This window comes from Oceanobacillus kapialis, from assembly GCF_044790185.1.
In the GTDB taxonomy this organism is placed as follows: domain Bacteria; phylum Bacillota; class Bacilli; order Bacillales; family Amphibacillaceae; genus Oceanobacillus_B; species Oceanobacillus_B kapialis.
The window spans coordinates 2917379-2935232 of record NZ_CP085256.1 but is presented as its reverse complement, the minus strand read 5'-3'; the positions used below and the strand labels follow the sequence as shown (position 1 = coordinate 2935232).

Genomic DNA, 17854 nt, shown 5'->3' with positions numbered 1-17854 from the left:
ATTTTAATCATGAAGTGAAACAGTAAAGTTTAAGTGGTAGAAAACGGACGCTAACACCCCGATCGTTTAACTAGCAATTAGTGGGATTGATATTTAACTTTATAATTCAATTTCCTTAATTATCTTTGCTGGATTTCCGCCAACCACCACGTTATCTGGTATGTCTTTTGTTACGACTGCTCCTGACGCAATGACTACATTATTACCAACGGTGACCCCCGGGTTTATAATGGCCCTGCCCCCAATCCATACATTGTCTCCAAATGTTATTGGTTTTGCGTATTCTTTACCAGAATTACGTTCAGTCGGGTTAATGGGATGTGTTGCTGTATAAATTTGTACGCCTGGTGCAAGCATGCAATTATCGCCAAATCGCACTTCACAAACATCTAAAATCGTACAATCGAAATTTGCATAGAAGTTCTCTCCAACATGTGTGTTATATCCATAATCAAATCGAATAGTAGGCTCCATGTAAATAGTTTCGCCCGTTGATCCGAGTAAGTCTTTTAATAACGCTGTTCGTATTTTTTCATCTGTTTCGATGGTTTCATTATATATTCTGACCTTGCGCCTTATTTCTTGCCGATCTTTTACTAATTCGGGATCCGAAGGGTTGTACATTTCTCCTGCTAACATGGTTTCTTTTTCTGTCATTGGTTTATTCTCCTTTAGTTAATTTATCCCGCCTTAACTGGCAGTAAGACCCCTACTTCCAGAAAGCGGGAAGCAATCAAGTATTCTAAGCATGGGATCAACTGCCAGTAAAAGTCCGGTTCGTTCAACTAACATTTGGTGAGGGAAGAAAAGCCCTCACCAAATGAAGTTTCATTTTATAAGTTATTACCCTACAAGCACCTTTTTGCGTAAAAGCTTGTTTAATTGTTCCGAGCTTAAAAGCATCACGGAAATATATAAAACGATAAAGAACGGAAAGATTGCTATTGTTGAAAGTGATGCAATCCAACCAAGTAGAGGCGGCAAAAAGGTACTACCTGTATAGGCTACAGCCATTTGGTAACCCATGATAGTCTGAGAATGCGTTTTACCAAAACGTGTTGGAGTTTCATGCAGCATACATGGGTAAATCGGTGCTAGACCAAATCCAATCATGATAAAACCTACTAGTGAAATTGGATGAGGGAAAGGCAGTACGAGAAGCGCGGCCCCTACTAATGCTGTAATTTGCCCAATTCGTATCAGCATGCGATTACTCATTTTAAACGTAACAAAACCAGTTAGAAATCTACCAACCGTTAATCCACCCCAATAAAAGGATACCCACTGTGCAGCCGTTGCCGCTGACAGATCCTTCACATTTACAAGAAAACTACTGCCCCACAGCCCAACTGTTGCTTCCACCCCACAATAAAATAGAAAGGACAACAGCGCTAGCTTCACTCCTCTTACTTGCAAAGGTTTTACATGCTTGTCATGTTCCAGTGTTTCTTCCTCAATCGTTTCTTCTGCTAATGTCATACTTTTATTTTTCGCTACCTTATTCCACAATGGAAAGGAACAGAGCAGGATAGCTGCTAATGCGAACTGAATTGTAGCAATGGTTAAGTAACCACTCCTCCAAGCCTGCTGTCCTGAAATAAATTGTGCCATGATGATTGGTCCAAAGGTTGCTCCCACACCCCAAAAACTATGTAACCAACTCATATGGTGTGCCTTATAATGTAAAGCAACATAATTGTTTAGTGCTGTATCTACAGCTCCGGCACCTAACCCAAGGGGAATGGAGCAAATAACCAACCAAAAAATCGACGGTGCAAAATAAAACCCAAGTAACGCGCCAGCCGTCAATAGGACGCTGATAAATGTAACCTTTGCAGTCCCGAATCGCCTGATAACCTTCCCACTAACTAAGCTGGAAATAATGGTACCAGCAGAGATGATCATAAACAGGTATCCTGCTGCTTCAAGTGGAGCTCCTATGTCCTCTCGTATCACTGGCCATGCGGCACCTAATAATGAATCAGGTAAACCTAAGCTAATAAAGGCCAAATATATAACAAGTAAAAGTAATATTGTCATGTAATCTCCTTTTTCCAATTTAGTTCTGGAATCAACTTATTAAAAGCGTTTAATAAGTTGATAAAAATTTCAGCATCCAAACGTCGTTGAATGCTTAGTATTATCTTTTAAGAAGTATCATTGATTCCGTCGATCATTATTTCAAGACAAAGCGTTTGTAATCCAAATAAATAGTCCTGTTGCCAATCGCTTATTGCAAATTCCGGTAGATGTTCGGATGGAACATAAGTTGCGCTTACATCTTTAATTTTTTCTACAAGGCTTCCATCCACTTGGTTATCACAAAAAATAAACATATGTGGATTAATAATAGTTACAAAAGAAGCTACTAATCTACTAATGGCATCAATCTCCGCACTCCCATTTATGACTACATTTTTTGATCCATAATTTAAAGCTTGTAGAAAATTTTGGTTATTATATTGTGGGATAAACTGAACCTCTCCGGAGAAAAACGTACTTCCACGAACCACATCCCCATTCAACAAAATACCTGTTCCCGGCCCATTGTGCCCAGCATATAAATATACAAGGGACTGATTTTGAATTTTTCGGTTGTGGTAATATCCGAGAACAGCTGCATTCATGTCGTTCTCAACAGCGACAGGGAGAGAAAAATACGCTTCATAATATTCCTTTAAATCTATATTATGAAATTTCTCATATCCAGGTATATGAAAAATCCGACCATTTTCAACTGAACCAGGGACACCAATCGCCATCGAGCTGATTTTTGGATTGGCGGTTATAATTTGGTCGATATGAGTAGTTAATAGATGTAACCCACTATCTAATAATACAGTTGAAATCTTGCCTTGATCCTTTATTTCGCCCAAACAATTAAAAATTGTATAATTGGTCTCCGTCTTCTCTAAGAATATCGCAAGGCCAAGCCTATATTCTGGATTGTACCTATACCTTTTCGCTCTTCTACCACCACTGGATTCGTCCAACCCAGCCGAAATAATTTCGCCATTGTTCTCCATCTGCGTTAGAATTTTGCTGATAGTCGGGAAACTAATTTCCAATTTATTGCGAAGCTCTACTTTTGTTGCACTTCCATATTCCAAAAGTGTTTTGCGGATATCACGAAGGATTATCCTCTTCATTGATTTTGGATTCGTTAATTTTTCCTGCACAAAGTTCACCACCTTAAGAACTTATTAAAACGTTTTAATAAGTTATGGGGAAACTATACCATATTAATTTTTTTATAACAATGGAAAAATTAATATGGTTTTTTTCATCAAACCTCAGCCTTTGAAAGAAGTTTCTTTTTACCAAATACAGAGTACACAAGAACGACATAACGTGTATATGGAGTGGAACATGGGAGGGTTAAAGTTAATAGTAATCCTGATTGCATTGTTGATTAGTGGTTGTGTAAAAGAAAAGGATGCAAGCAGTGAAAGTAAAGAGGAACCTACCCAACGTCAGAGATGGATATGGAGGAAGATAAAGAAGGCAGTGAAGCGGTCACAAGTGAATTTGGTGATTTAGAAATACAGCTGAGTGGGGAAGTAATCGTGGATGAGGATCAGCTAAGAGTTAGAAGGGAAAAGCAATCTACTGGTTATATGAGGTGAAGACGGAAAAGTAATGATATGATCTAGAAGAATAGGATGATAAATTAGCTTTAACAAGGAGGGCTTTTTATGGAAAGGCATCATCAAGTTTTATTAAATCAAGTCCGTACATTCAGACAAGATGTATTGGATGTAGTTCAAGATGTTACCGAGAAAGAGGCGGAATTTATACCCAAAAACTTTAGAAATAATATTCGTTGGAATTTAGGACACATTTATTTAGATCAATTTATGTGGATCGAAACCTTAACCGATAAATCATCCGAAACAGTAAAACGATTTAATAACTGGTTTGGGTTTGGGACAACTCCACAAGATTTTACTTCTGAAACACCTAAATTAGATGAATTAGTTAGTTTACTGAAAGGTCAACCTGATGTAATTGAGGATTTATATGTTAATAGATTAAATAGAGAATACCCTTCTATCGACATGGGGATGTATACCATTGAACAAGTCCTCGTACGTACAATTTTTCATGAAGGTATGCACTTACAGGCTATCATGGATATCAAGAAATTCTTGTGATTATTAATCCATTCAACTAGGAGTGGTTTTTGGTATTTAAAATACTATCCTATTAAATAAATTAGTTATTCTGTTTTGATGTGTAGTTGTGTTCATGTATTGTAACTAATTTTCATCATTTAAAGCTTCTGAGAAACCTCTAGCGTTTATTATGAAAAGAATAGACTATATAAAGAAAGATGACGTATGTCCTATCTCTGCATTACAGGCAGATTATAATTATTTACCAGAGGAAATGAAGCGGAAAATCCAAGTCATAAGCAAATTAGAAATAGACTATTTAACAGAATTACTTTTAGAAGTAAAAAAGAAGGATATCTAAAAGAAGAGATGGGCAGTGTTGAGGGGATAGCTGTCCTCCTTCTTACTAGCGTAAAAGGCGGATTACAATACAATCGTATTGTTGAAGAAGACTTGATGTCTACATTACTGAATCAATTTGGAAATTTTATTATTAGTGATGAAAAGAGGTAGTGTTATGGAAAGAAGAGTTGTAGTAACAGGATACGGAACAGTTTCTCCATTAGGCAATGATGTTCATACGTTTTGGAAAAATAGTATAGAAGGTAAATCGGGGATTAAAAAAATTGTATCAGATGACTTTAAAGATATTAATACGCAGATTGCTGGATATATTACAGATTTTGACGCTGAGAAGTACATGGAGAAAAAAGAAGTAAATAAATATGATTTGTTTGTTCAATACGCAATCGCAGCGGCTCAACAAGCTTTGGACCAATCTAACCTTAATTTGCAAACAGTTAACAAGAAACGACTCGGTGTATACATTGGTTCAGGTAATGGAGGAATAAATACTACCTTGGAAAATTACAGTTCTTTTTTAGAAAAAGGGCCTAAAAGGGTTTCACCATTTATGATTCCTATGATGATTAGTAATATGGCAGCTGGAGTGATTGCGATAAAATATGGACTTCAAGGTCCCAGTTTTTCGCCTGTTTCCGCTTGTGCAACGGGGAATCAATCTATTGGCGAAGCATATTTAAATATAAAACATGGATATTCAGACGGGATTTTGGCTGGTGGTTCAGAGGCACCAATTAACCCATTGGCTTTTGCAGGCTTTTCTAAGATGAGGGCGATGTCAACAAATAATGATCAGCCCCATCAAGCAAGTCGACCATTTGATGGGAACAGAGATGGTTTTGTCATGTCAGAGGGAGCCGGTGTCTTATTTCTGGAAGAATATGAACATGCAAAAGAAAGAGACGCCACAATTTTAGGTGAAATAATCGGATATGGGTCCACCACAGATGCCTATCACATTACGTCACCCGATTATAACGGAGCAGCAAATGCGATGAGGTTGGCTTTAGATATGGGAAAAATCCAGCCGACAGATGTAGATTACATCAATGCACACGGGACAAGTACTCCTGAAGGCGATAAATCAGAAACTAAAGCAATCAAGGATGTTTTTGGACATCACGCATACAATCTTAAAGTTAGCTCTACCAAATCAATGACTGGACATCTTTTTGGTGCTGCTGGCGGGGTTGAGGCCATACTTACTTTAAAGAGTATGGAAGAGAATGTGATCCCTCCAACTATTAATTATGAACACCCCGATGAAGCGTGCGATTTAGATTATGTTCCAAACAACGCTGTGAAGCAAAATGTTAAGTATGCCATCTCTAATGGTTTTGGATTCGGAGGGCATAATGCCGTCCTGGCATTTAAAAAGTTCTGTGAATAAGGAAATTAAAATATGAGTGACACGTGACTAAAGCACTATTTTCACAATCAACACTACCCATCCTCACCCCCTCTAGGTATACTAAACTCAGAGAAAAGGCGCAGGAAACTTGTCCTGGCAGGAACATGGAGGGTTTGAGTTGAGGAAAATATTACTGGCAATCATGGTTGTATTATTGATTAGTGGCTGTACAAACGAAGAGGACGCAGCAAGCGAGAGCAAAGAGGAAAAGGGCAACACGACGGAAGAAGCGAAGGGCACAAACAAAGAAGCTGAAAAAGAGGTAGAAGCAGCGAACACGTCGACTGAACTTGGCGATTTAGAAGTGCAGCTGTCGGGTGAAGCCATCGTAGAAGAAGATAAGATTACAATAGAAGGGGAGAGCAACCTGTTGCCGGGTTCACGAATTTACTCAGGTGGTTTGACGGATGGCGGTTTTGCCTCCTCTAATTTTATTGATACCGCAGAAGTTCAAGAAGATGGATCATTTTCTTTTGAATTTTCCGGTATTAGCCAAAGTACTACAGTAGATTTGGAGTTATACAATAATAGTGATGAATCAAAAGCGCATTACGGCGAAAATTTGGAGAAAGTAACAGGACCCCAGGTGTATGTCACCGAAAAGCATGGCGAGTTTGAGGTGAGGGCGGAATTCTATATTGATGTCGATAAGCCGATGCCATACGCCATTCCTATTGAAATTCCTGAGTGGCAAGAAAAGCCTGCTGATTATGGCGAGCCGGAAGTCCGGATGGAAGTAGAAATGGACAGTGACCACGAATACTTATATTTTCACGGGAAAACAAATCTGGTGGAAGGTACATGGATTGGTGGGAATCTCCGAAAGGCTTCAGGGATAATTGATGCATTCTCGTATGGATTTACCCGAATAAATCCGGATGGAACGTTCGTATTACAAGTGCCTTATTATAAGCTGCAAGAAGGAATGTACATGCCGATACGGTTTGAGCCCCAGAACAATACGTGGGAAGATACGCTAACTGCCTATGGCGAGCATGGTGAAAAGTTGAAGGGGGACCTGGTTAAAGAGGAAGGTGAAAATCGCTATCTAGAATTGATCGTACCAGTTGATGCCCCGAATTTTGATCCTCCTGAAGATGTTGGATTAACCATGGATGATGAAGAAGTAAAAATCCAAATGCCGGATGATTTACTATTTGATTTTGATGAAAGTACTTTAAAAGAAGAGGCGAAAGCAACACTGGATGATGTGATCAAGGATTTACAGAAGCTGGATGATAACACAAAAATCCAAATTAATGGCCATACCGATAATGTCGGGGAAGCGGATTATAACTTAAAGCTATCCAAGGAACGTGCCGATGCCGTTTGGGCTTACTTAAAGGAAAATGGAGAGGTGTCTGGGCTGGATGTAGAAATAGAAGGCTATGGTGATACCAAGCCGATCGCTTCCAATAAGGATGAAGAAGGGCAAGAGCGCAATCGTCGGGTGGAGATTGTGATAAATCCGAAGTAAAATTCCAGGCAACAAAAAGGAGCAAATCTGCTCCTCTTTGTTGCCTATTTCTTTTTCAAATGCCTAAGATAGCCCATTGAAGAGGCAAATGCTGCAGTTCTGGCAGGGACTCCTTTTTTCATTAAGTTCTCTGCGGTTTCTTCGATCTTTTCTCCTGCACCCTTGATTTTCATAGTGGACCCTCCTTTCTTGATTAGTATTTGTGGCGTGGGGGAAAATATTTAGGGATAGAGGGTTTCTGAGGAAATTACAAGAAGAGGCGGAGAGGCTTTCATATCCGCTTCTTCTAGTTTTACGTTTATGCTAGTCTTTTTTCTTTTGGAAAACGGCCCCCAACACAAAAGCTGCAATTAATTGAGCAGCTGGTATTAAAACAAGATACACGACGAATTCTAAACAAAATACTACGGAGTAAAGAATGAAATAGAATATCGTTCTGAAAAAGGAATCTCGATTATCGTTATAACTTTGCCAAACGTTTTCGGATATGCCGTGGTCAAATATATTCAAACAAATTACATAACCTAGAATTGCACTTATAATGAATAGCAAAATTGTTATACCGCCAGAGAAATTAATAAATAAAACGATAAGTACCGTAGAAATAATTAAGATGATGATTATAGGTGTAATAGAACCAAATAAATCCATAACCATTTCATCAAACAAACCAATGATCATTCCTGGTAATGCTAAGATAAAACTACCTGCTAATACAGGGACTAAGACTACAGTTGCTAAAAGCATGATTAAAAACATGAACCCACCCATTGATGACATTACCTCCTAAAATTCGCATACGCTTTGAGTGATTTTTGGTTTTCTACTTTTAGATCTATCCGCGTTCCTAGCTTCCATCTCTAAAGACTGCATCGCTTTGCATTGCATCTGTCTTTTCCATGTTGCTTACCCTCTCTTTATTTCTTCATTTCCATACCAGTATATTATCGGCTGATTTGACGGGTTTTTTAATTTTGGTGGGATTTTTTTGGGATTGTCAAGAATAAATGTAATCTATAAGAAATCGACTCGATAGAGCATAACTTATATACTTACTTTATTAGTGGTATCTAATTAATAATCCCACCATTTACATTTCATTCACTTTCACATTGATTGAAAACGAAAAAAATTGACAAGATAAAAGGTAAAATATAAACTCAAAATGTGAAAGCGCTATACGTATTGATTGTTTTTTAGAGTACTAGATCTGTTCCTGAAAAGGTATTTTAAACTTGTTATTACAATAGAGGAAGGAGAAAGTGTATGAGTAATAAAATTTGGATTGGTACCAATTGGAAAATGACAAAAACACTTAAAGAGGGTCTGGCTTATACAGAAGAATTAAACGAATTATCAAAGAAGGTGTCTTCAAATATTGAATTATTTATTATCCCTTCACATACAGCGTTAATTCCAATTCATGAACTTACTTCTAAATCAAGGATTCATATCGGAGCACAAAATATGCATTGGGAGGAAGAAGGTGCTTATACCGGAGAAGTTTCTCCTCGTATGTTAGAAGAAATCGGGATTGACATGATCGAGCTCGGGCATTCGGAACGCAGGCAATATTATAATGAAAATGATCGTGAAATTAATAAAAAGGTGCATGCCGGGCTAAGCCATGGATTCACACCACTTGTATGTATTGGAGAAAATCTCGAGCAGAAAAATAATAACATATCCAAAGAAGTGTTAGCAGCACAATTAAAGGTTTGCTTGAAAGACGTAACGAAAGAAGAGGTCACTAAAGTAATGGTCGCTTATGAACCAGTTTGGGCAATAGGTGAGAATGGTATCCCTGCTGATGCTACTTATGTGGCAGAGGCCCATGCATTTCTTCGTCAGCAGTTAGTTGAACTGTATGGTGAAACAGGTGCAAAAATCCCATTGTTATTTGGAGGAAGTGTCAACCTAGAGAATTTTATGGAATATATTAAGATTGAAGATGTAAATGGTTTATTTATTGGCAGAGCTGCATGGAATATGGATAGCTTTAAACAAATCCTTCATCGGTTGGATGATTTGTTCGCATAAGCAAAAGAAATGTCTATCAAATGAGTTTGATAGACATTTTTTAATGCGAATGACAAGAATAAGTGTGAAAGTAAAGGTTAGTCTGTAAGTTCAATCTTGACTCCCTTTTGTCCTAATTCTTCAGTAAAGTCTTTATTAAGTGGTTGATCTGTTATTAACGAATCAACTTCATTTAGTTTCGCGTAGACAGCGCTTGAGGTAGCACCAATTTTTGATGAATCTATTAAGGCTATTACTTTATTCGCTCTTTTGATCATCTCAATCTTAAGAAATACTTCATATAAGTTGAAATCTGTTAAGCCGTTTGAAATGGAGAAGCCTTTAGCGGAAGTGTACATCGTGTCAATATTTACATTGTCTAATATGCTTATTCCGAGCGTTCCTTCAATTGCACTAGATACTCTGGTCGCTACTCCTCCAATCAGAATCACCGTAATACTTGGGTTTTCTTTTAACAATAGAGCTGTTTGTATTCCACTAGTAACGACAGTAAGTTGTAAGGACTGTTTACTTATGTAACGCGCCAATTCAAGTACGGTAGAGCTACCATCTAATAATATGCATTGTTTATTTTTAATTGTTTGAAATGCTTTTTCTGCTATCTTAACTTTTTTATCTATATTTCTCTTACTTCGCACCGAAAAACTTGTATCATTTTCCCTGTCTCCACTTAAAACTGCCCCTCCATGAGTCCGCGTTAACAGGTTATCCTGTTCTAAGCAATTAAGATCCATACGCAGCGTCGCCTCAGATACCCCAATTTCTAAAGCGAGTTCTTTAACCGTTATCCGCTTCTTCGCTTTTAACAGTCTCAAAATAGTACTTCTTCTTTCATTTACGAACATTTTCACTTTATCACAACCTTCTTCATATTATTCCTTTTAAGAAAAACGTCTGCAGAAACATGGTGCGCTTACAATATTGGTATTGCGATTAAACCTTCGTTATATATTTAAAACAATAATAAATAAAAACATATTATTTAATATACGAAATTAAATAAAAAAAATATTGACAACTTACAAATAGATGATAATATAATCGTAAAGGAATATGAAACCGATTACAAGAAAGAAAAATTTTAATCTTTTAAATTATAGGTGTTAGGGGTGTTTTAATGGCAATTAAATTTGGCTGTCATGGTTCAACATGGGAACTTGATTATGACAAAGAAATTGATTACTTAGATGATATTATGGACACAGTTCGTGAGGCAGGATTCAAAGGTATTGATGTACAAGTAGCGATGTTAGGGAAATATAAAGAGCATCCAGAGAAGCTAAAAGTAGAACTAGACAAAAGAGGAATTGAACTTGCAGCTCTGACCGTTCCTTTTTCTTGGGAGTATGATGAAGAAACGAAAGAAGAGAAGGAACATGCAGATTATTTTATAAACTACCTAAAACATTTCCCGCAAGCAGTAATGAACGTTCCTTCCAGAGTTGGACCGCACAGAGAAAATCTACTAAACAGGCAAAAACAAATAATAAATTGTGCGAATGCTTTAGGTAAACGAGCATTTGAACAAGGTGTTGTGGCATCTTTCCATCCAGCTTCACCAGCGACTTCGTATTTTAGAACACAAGAAGATTATAACGTCTTGTTTGAACTACTAGATACAAGATACATAGGGTATACTCCTGACGCTGGTCATATCAAAGCTGGTGGAATGGATCCAGTAAACATTATTAACGAAAACTTAGCCATTATAAAACACGTGCATTTTAAAGATTGTTCCAACAACTTTGAATGGCGGGAAATGGGTACCGGCGACATTAATTTTCCTGCAATTGTCCAGAATTTAAAAGAATACGGCTATTCTGGGTGGATAATGGTTGAAGAAGAAACAGAAGAGGCAGCGGTGGATCCAGATAAAGTAATACATGAAGTAGGTAATTATGTTCATAAAAAGTTAGAACCGGTGATTTAAAAGTGAAAAACACACTGCAAGATTGGTGAGATAATTTGTAGAAGTTTTTATTACACAAAGGGAGGGTTTGAAAAAAGTGTGTTCATTCCATTGCTTCGTATGATTTAAAAAATAAGGGGGATATAAAATGAAATTCAAGTTTTCTATTTTGTTAGCGGTTTTACTACTTATATTATCGGCGTGTGGTTCTGAAGCGAATAGCGATTCTTCTGGTAATTCAAATGAAGGTAGTGCTACTGACTATCCAGAAAGAGATATTGAAATTCTTGTAGGGCATGGTGCAGGCGGAGGAACAGATTCATTTACAAGAGCTGTTGCTAAAGAACTTGAAGAAATTTTGGGTGTTAATGTAAACGTTGTCAACCAAGAAGGTGGCGCAGGTGTGGTAGCGATTCAGAATGCATACAACGCACCAGCAGATGGCCATACATTGGTAGGGATCTCGGCTTTTCCTATTACGACAGCAGCTGGAACAAACCAATACGGCTTAGATGCATTTACTCCAATTGCTAGATTTCAAAGTGACACATACGCTCTTTGGGTAAACCCGGAGAAATATGAGAGCATTGATGAGTTTGTACAAGCTGCAAAAGATAATCCAGGCGAAATTAGTGTTGGAGGTACAGGTTCATTAGGGATGGACGAAATTACGGCCTTCACATTTGGGCAAGAAGCAGGGGTGGAGCTAAACTTTATCCCACAAAACGGATCTGGGGAAATGCATGCAGGTGTTATCGGTGGACACCTAGATGCTATGTTTGATGAATTTGGGCCTACTCAGTCGCTTTACGAAGAAGGCGATATTAAACCACTTGTCGTATTTTCTGAAGAAAGACTGGAAGATTTTCCAGATGTTCCAACAACAGTTGAAAATGGTTGGGATTTAACGGATGGTAATGAACGTGGGTTTATGATCAAAAGTGAAACAGATCCAGAGATTATTGCAGCTTTAGAAGATGCAATGAAACAGGCATACGAAACAGATTCATACCAAGAGTACGAAGAAAATAATTACCTTCACTTGAGAGAAGGCTGGATGAATTCTGAGGAGTATACTACTCGATTAGAAGAAAGTATTACTAAATTTGAAGAGATTCTAGCAGAACTTCAAAAATAATATATAAATTATTATGGTAGAAGGGTTACCCTTCTACCAATTACATAAGGAGGGGAAAGGTTGACAAGGTCAAATTATTTTTTATCCATTTTTACGATTCTCTTTTCCGTATTCTTCTTGTACATGACATCACGCATTCCCCAAAGTAGTTCAACATATATTATTGGCCCCAAAACGTGGCCGATCATTCTTTTAACACTAATGTTAGTTTTGGGGATCATTATGTTTATTAAGACTTATTTTCAGGCTAAAAAAGATGTTGAAGATGTAGTAAGTGAAGAAAAAGAACCTGTGAAAAAAGTCTTTAATGTTCATGCTTCCATTATCGTGGCAGTAATAGTTGGTATTTACTTATTCTTACTAAATACATTGGGTTTTATCCTGTCTTCCTTACTCTTCATTTTTGTTGTTTCATTATTACTAGGTATTAAGCGGAAGACTCATTCCATTTTGTTATCGGTAATAGGTACTGCGGCCCTTGTTTATCTATTTTGTATATTACTAGGAATACCTTTACCAAGAGGTATAGGAATCTTTAGAGATTTAAGCTTATTATTCTATTAATACATAACCAGTAAGGGGGGTTAAAATGCTAGAGAATATTATGATCGGGTTATCAAACATTGGTGACCCATTTAATTTATTTATCTTATTTGCAGCTGTATCAGTTGGCTTTGTAGGAGGAGCTATTCCTGGTATTAGTGGAACGATGTTAATAGTTATTCTTCTTCCATTAACTTACGGATTAGATGCAAATGCCGCATTCATTCTACTAACTGCAATCTATGCGACTGCTTCTTTCTCAGGAGCAATTAGTGCGATTTTATTCCGGACCCCAGGTACTCCTGAGGCAGTGGCAACAGTTTTTGATGGCTACCCAATGGCGCAAAACGGTAAGGCCGGTAGAGCGTTAGGGATTGCTATTTTTAGCTCCGCAACAGGAGGAATTGTTGGAACAATATTCTTAATCACGTTAACGCCTTTATTGTCCAATGTCGCTTTATCGTTCTCCTCTCCAGAATATTTTGCGCTAGCTGCATTAGGATTGACGGTAGTAGCTTCCTTAAGTGGAAAGGATATTATCAAAGGATTAATAGGTGTGTTATTTGGATTAATGCTTGCAACGGTGGGGATGGATGCTTTAACAGGCACATTGCGTTACACATTTGGAAGTGCACAAATGACTTCTGGAATAGAGTTAATTCCTGTCTTGATCGGTCTTTTTGCAGTATCTGAGTTCTTGAAGAAATCAAGTGAAATAACGGATGGCTTAAAAAAGACCACAGAAAAGGTAAAAACAAAGATTTTCGAAATGAAGATTTTCAAAAAAATATATGGAACAATGGCTCGATCATCCTTAATCGGGGTATTTATCGGTATTTTACCAGGTATTGGAGCAACCACTGCTGCTATGCTAAGTTATAGCGAAACCGTTAGATGGACGAAGAATCCTGAACCTGAATTTGGAAAAGGGAATCCAAAAGGTATTTCGGCATCTGAAACGTCCAACAATGCAGCTGCTATGGGTACCTTAGTTCCATTGCTATCACTTGGAATTCCAGGTGGAGCTACAACTGCAGTGATCTTAGGAGCGTTTATTTTGCACGGCATGCAACCTGGACCTACGTTATTTAGAACAAATTCAGAATTGATGTATACCATTTTTGCTGGACTGTTAATTGCTAATATCTTAATTCTAATATTAGCAAAACCATTTATAAGGGTATTCACTAAAATTGTCAATATTCCATATTACGTGATGGGTCCACTTATCCTTATACTATGTATGATTGGAACCTATGCAGTAAGGAATTCTTACTTTGATGTATGGATTATGTTTATTTTCGGTTTTCTAGGATTTTTCTTAGAGAAGATGAAGTTCCCGTTGGCTACTATTATTTTAGGGGTTGTTCTAGGGCCGATTGCGGAAAGTGAGTTCCGTCGATCGGTGGAAATGGCTAATGGTGATTTATCTATCTTTTTCACTAGACCGATAAGTTTAGGGTTATTAATTGTAGCAGTGCTCATGCTATTTTTCCCAATAATTATGAATTACATTAAAAAAAGAAAAGCAAAGAACTAAGATTAAAGAACGTTTAGAAGGGTTTTTGTTTTATGAGTGCTTTTTATGAAGCTGTACTCCCAGTATTAATGGTTTTTACAATAGGTTTCATTGTGCAAAAGATAAAAAAGGTAGATTTAAAAGCTATCTCGACCATTTCCATTTATATTTTTATACCAGCATTAGTATTTAGGTCTATATATGAGACAGAGTTTCAACAGCAACATCTTATTCTTGTAGTAGTTGTATTTTTATTAACTGTGATTACTATTTTGCTAATTAAAGGAATAGCAAAATTGAAGAAACTAGATAAAGGGAAAGAAAATGTCTTTATCTTAGCTACTATTTTTATGAATGCTGGAAATTATGGCTCCCCTGTCATATTGTTCGTATTGGGTGAGGAAGCTTTCCATTATGCAATTTCGTTTTATGTCTTACAAGTAATTCTATTTAACACGTTGGGAGTTTATTATGCATCTAAGGAGACCAGTGATCTTAAAAAGGGCCTTTTAAAAGTATTGAGATTACCTGCTATATATGCAGTGATGATAGCTTTAGTTTTAAAACAGTTTCCCAATCTATTGCCAAGTAACATCATGACATCCGTCGATTTATTAGCAGATGGAGCGATCCCTATTATTATGCTTATTTTAGGAATGCAGATTGCAAACCTGGAGTTGACAGCGATTAGTTGGAAAGAGATTAGTCTTGTTACCGTCATCAGGCTTTTAATTTCACCGATCATTGTATTAGGTCTCACGATGATATTACCGATTGAAACATTGTACCGCAATGTATTAATTATTCTAGCGGCAATGCCAACTGCCGTAAATGCGACAGTATATGCTTTGGAATTCGATGGAAACGCTAAATTTGTCTCTGTTGCTACATTAGTTAATACCATCATAAGTTTTATTACAATATCTATTTTATTAACGATTCTATTATAAATAAGGAGGAAATAAAATGAATAAACCAGTTATTGGATTGTTATATGGAGAAGCAGTAGGGGTAGGGCCAGAGGTTTTAGCAAGGGCACTTCAAAACCAAAAGATTGTGGATTCAGCTACATGGGTTCTAATCGGTGACGAGAGAGTATTCCTGCAAGGTGCTGAGATTGTGGAAGTAACACTTAATTATAAAAAGGTGAAGGATATTGATGAAGTAAGTGGGGATGAAGGGAGCATATTCCTTATTGATACCCAGAATACTGATCCTAGTACGATTCAAAAAGGCGTGTTGTCTACAGAATCTGGAAAAGCAACTGGTGACAATTTAGTTTACGCAGTTGAATTAGCAAAACAAAAGAAATTAGACGGCTTAACTTATGCACCTATGAATAAAGATGGACTATTCAAAGGTGGTTATGAGTTTATGGATGATATTCATTTGCTTGCTTCCTTATTTGAACTTGAATCTGGATTTGGAGAAGTTAATGTAATGGATGGAACGTGGTTCACGCGTGTTACTTCCCATATTCCTTTAAGGGAAGTTGCTGAAAATATAACGTTTGATAGCGTGCTAGATAGCATCCATTTTGCGAATAATGTATTAACGAATGCAGGCTTTAATAATCCTAAAATTGCGGTAGCAGCGCTTAATCCCCATGCTGGAGACGGAGGGTTAATTGGAGATGAAGAGGCAGAAGTTATTGTTCCTGCTGTGGAAGAGTCGAAAAAACTAGGTATAAATGCAGTCGGTCCATATCCTGCTGATACCATTTTCCTTCGATTGGAGAAAGAGGAATTCGATTGTATCTTGTCTATGTATCATGACCAAGGACAAACAGGTATGAAGCTTCTTGGATTTAAAAAAGGAGTAACGATTAGTGGTGGCCTGCCGATAACGATCACAACTGCTGCTCACGGTACAGCGTTTGATATTGCTGGCAAAGCAATTGCGGATTCAGGAGCTCTAGAGGAAGCTCTAAAACTCAATGTCACGATGTTAGGCAATAAGAATAGAGTTAATGCATGACAATTGGTGCGGATTTTCCTTCCGCCCCCCCACCAAATCTTAATTGAACGAATCGGGCTTTAACTGGCAGTTAAGGTGGAATAAACGGAAAAAATGAAAGGGCACTCGACAAGAGTGCCCTTTTTTTCTTAGGTGCACCATTATAAACATTAATTTCTGTCAGAGTATCTTCCATTTTAAATCCAATTACGAGTATTTGTTCGTCCATAAGAAAAAATATCTATCCAAAATAGGAAATGGATAGACATTTATTACTTCGAATTAGAAGTACAGCCGTAAAAGTAAACGTTAGTCTGTTAGTACTATTTTTACACCCTTTTGCTCTAATTCTACTGTAAAGTCTTCATTAAGTGGTTGATCTGTTATTAATGTATCAACTTCATTTACTTTCGCGAAGACAGCGCTTGAGGTGGCGCCAATTTTTGAAGAATCTATTAAAGCTACTACTTTATTCGCTCTTTTTATCATCTCATTTTTGAGAAAAACTTCATACAAATTGAAATCTGATAAGCCGTTGGAAATAGACAGTCCATTAGCGGACGTATACATGGTGTCGATGTTGACATTGTCTAGTACATCAATTCCAAGTGTGCCCTCAATTGCGCTGGAACCCTGTGTAGCCACTCCGCCAATTAAAATTACAGTAATGTTCGGGTTTTCTTTCAGCTCTAGTGCAGTTTGAATTCCACTGGTGACAACTGTAAGTTTTAAAGATTGTTTTTTTATGTAACGTGCAAGTTCAAGGACAGTAGAGCTACCATCTAATAGAATACATTGCTTATGTTCAATGGTTTCAAATGCCATTTCAGCTATTTTCATTTTTTCGTCTATATTTCTTTTGCTGCGCACTGAGAAACTTGTATCTTCCTCTCGATAATCATTTAAAACTGCCCCGCCATGAGTACGTGTCAAAAGGTTGTCTTGCTCTAAATAGTTTAGATCTATTCTTAAGGTTGCCTCTGATACCCCTATCTCTGAAGCAAGCTCTTTTACGGTTATTCTTCTTTTCTCTTTTAGTAGTTTCATAATAATACTTCTTCTCTCGCTGACAAACATTTTCATGTTATCCCATCCCACATATTAGATATCTTTATCATATTCCTATTAAGTATATTTATCAAGGAAAAATAATGCGCTTACATTTTTGTTTATGTAATTTTTATTTTCATTTTATATCATATAAGCCGATAAGTAAAAGGTTTATATTTCATTATGAAATAAAACGATAATATTATTGACAACTTGAAAAAAAATGATAGTATAAAATTAAAATAACTTGAAACCGATTACAGCATTTCGTAGTTGGATTATATCTATTAACATTAAGAGGCAGGGGGGATTCATGGAAAACGAATGATCTTA

The 17854-nt window shown here is 37.1% G+C and carries 20 protein-coding genes; 13 read left to right on the top strand and 7 right to left on the bottom strand.

Translation table 11 applies throughout. From position 1 onward, the window contains the following. Positions 1–99: 99 nt before the first annotated feature. From LG273_RS15270 to LG273_RS15260, 3 genes are all read right to left on the bottom strand, one after another. Positions 100–657, bottom strand: a complete 558-nt coding sequence (locus tag LG273_RS15270) for a sugar O-acetyltransferase (protein ID WP_404455101.1) — start codon at positions 655–657, stop codon at positions 100–102. Between the two features lie 186 nt (positions 658–843). Further along, positions 844–2040: an MFS transporter gene (locus LG273_RS15265; protein WP_404455098.1), complete on the bottom strand. Its 1197-nt coding sequence runs from the start codon at positions 2038–2040 to the stop codon at positions 844–846. 107 nt (positions 2041–2147) lie between these two features. Next, positions 2148–3149, bottom strand: coding sequence for an ROK family protein (locus LG273_RS15260; protein ID WP_404459566.1), 1002 nt, complete (start codon positions 3147–3149; stop codon positions 2148–2150). Positions 3150–3485: 336 nt separating this feature from the next. Between LG273_RS15260 and LG273_RS15255 the strand changes: the two genes are divergently transcribed. From LG273_RS15255 to LG273_RS15230, 6 genes are all read left to right on the top strand, one after another. Continuing rightward, complete coding sequence (locus LG273_RS15255) at positions 3486–3626, top strand: hypothetical protein (protein ID WP_379561682.1); 141 nt, start codon at positions 3486–3488, stop codon at positions 3624–3626. Positions 3627–3695: 69 nt separating this feature from the next. Further along, a complete protein-coding gene (locus tag LG273_RS15250; RefSeq protein ID WP_404455094.1) occupies positions 3696–4154 on the top strand; it encodes a DinB family protein in 459 nt (152 codons plus the stop codon). A 151-nt stretch (positions 4155–4305) separates the two neighbouring features. Then, positions 4306–4476 (top strand): hypothetical protein, encoded by a 171-nt coding sequence (locus LG273_RS15245; RefSeq protein ID WP_404455091.1) that lies wholly within the window; start codon positions 4306–4308, stop codon positions 4474–4476. A gap of 8 nt (positions 4477–4484) precedes the next feature. Then, positions 4485–4628, top strand: a complete 144-nt coding sequence (locus tag LG273_RS15240) for a hypothetical protein (protein ID WP_404455088.1) — start codon at positions 4485–4487, stop codon at positions 4626–4628. A gap of 4 nt (positions 4629–4632) precedes the next feature. After that, a complete protein-coding gene (gene fabF, locus LG273_RS15235; RefSeq protein WP_404455086.1) occupies positions 4633–5868 on the top strand; it encodes a beta-ketoacyl-ACP synthase II in 1236 nt (411 codons plus the stop codon). 139 nt (positions 5869–6007) lie between these two features. Further along, a complete protein-coding gene (locus LG273_RS15230; protein ID WP_404455083.1) occupies positions 6008–7366 on the top strand; it encodes an OmpA family protein in 1359 nt (452 codons plus the stop codon). Between the two features lie 44 nt (positions 7367–7410). On the opposite strand, the gene LG273_RS15225 is transcribed toward LG273_RS15230, so the two are convergent. Both LG273_RS15225 and LG273_RS15220 read right to left on the bottom strand, forming a co-directional pair. Continuing rightward, positions 7411–7539: a hypothetical protein gene (locus LG273_RS15225; protein WP_404455080.1), complete on the bottom strand. Its 129-nt coding sequence runs from the start codon at positions 7537–7539 to the stop codon at positions 7411–7413. Between the two features lie 130 nt (positions 7540–7669). After that, positions 7670–8137: a hypothetical protein gene (locus tag LG273_RS15220; RefSeq protein ID WP_404455077.1), complete on the bottom strand. Its 468-nt coding sequence runs from the start codon at positions 8135–8137 to the stop codon at positions 7670–7672. A gap of 495 nt (positions 8138–8632) precedes the next feature. Between LG273_RS15220 and LG273_RS15215 the strand changes: the two genes are divergently transcribed. Further along, on the top strand, positions 8633–9406 hold the full coding sequence (locus tag LG273_RS15215) for a triose-phosphate isomerase (protein ID WP_404455075.1): 774 nt from the start codon (positions 8633–8635) through the stop codon (positions 9404–9406). A gap of 77 nt (positions 9407–9483) precedes the next feature. On the opposite strand, the gene LG273_RS15210 is transcribed toward LG273_RS15215, so the two are convergent. Continuing rightward, entirely contained in the window at positions 9484–10251 is a 768-nt protein-coding gene (locus LG273_RS15210; RefSeq protein WP_404459564.1) for a DeoR/GlpR family DNA-binding transcription regulator, read from the bottom strand. Positions 10252–10523: 272 nt separating this feature from the next. On the opposite strand from LG273_RS15210, the gene LG273_RS15205 reads away from it, so the two are divergent. From LG273_RS15205 to LG273_RS15180, 6 genes are all read left to right on the top strand, one after another. Further along, entirely contained in the window at positions 10524–11336 is an 813-nt protein-coding gene (locus LG273_RS15205) for a sugar phosphate isomerase/epimerase family protein (protein WP_404455072.1), read from the top strand. A 127-nt stretch (positions 11337–11463) separates the two neighbouring features. Further along, entirely contained in the window at positions 11464–12453 is a 990-nt protein-coding gene (locus tag LG273_RS15200; RefSeq protein ID WP_404455069.1) for a tripartite tricarboxylate transporter substrate binding protein, read from the top strand. A gap of 60 nt (positions 12454–12513) precedes the next feature. Next, on the top strand, positions 12514–13017 hold the full coding sequence (locus LG273_RS15195) for a tripartite tricarboxylate transporter TctB family protein (protein ID WP_404455066.1): 504 nt from the start codon (positions 12514–12516) through the stop codon (positions 13015–13017). Between the two features lie 25 nt (positions 13018–13042). After that, on the top strand, positions 13043–14536 hold the full coding sequence (locus LG273_RS15190; protein WP_404455063.1) for a tripartite tricarboxylate transporter permease: 1494 nt from the start codon (positions 13043–13045) through the stop codon (positions 14534–14536). A gap of 32 nt (positions 14537–14568) precedes the next feature. Then, on the top strand, positions 14569–15465 hold the full coding sequence (locus tag LG273_RS15185) for an AEC family transporter (protein ID WP_404455060.1): 897 nt from the start codon (positions 14569–14571) through the stop codon (positions 15463–15465). 16 nt (positions 15466–15481) lie between these two features. After that, positions 15482–16492: a 4-hydroxythreonine-4-phosphate dehydrogenase PdxA gene (locus tag LG273_RS15180; protein ID WP_404455058.1), complete on the top strand. Its 1011-nt coding sequence runs from the start codon at positions 15482–15484 to the stop codon at positions 16490–16492. 288 nt (positions 16493–16780) lie between these two features. On the opposite strand, the gene LG273_RS15175 is transcribed toward LG273_RS15180, so the two are convergent. Next, positions 16781–17554 (bottom strand): DeoR/GlpR family DNA-binding transcription regulator, encoded by a 774-nt coding sequence (locus LG273_RS15175; RefSeq protein ID WP_404455055.1) that lies wholly within the window; start codon positions 17552–17554, stop codon positions 16781–16783. Positions 17555–17854: the final 300 nt, after the last annotated feature.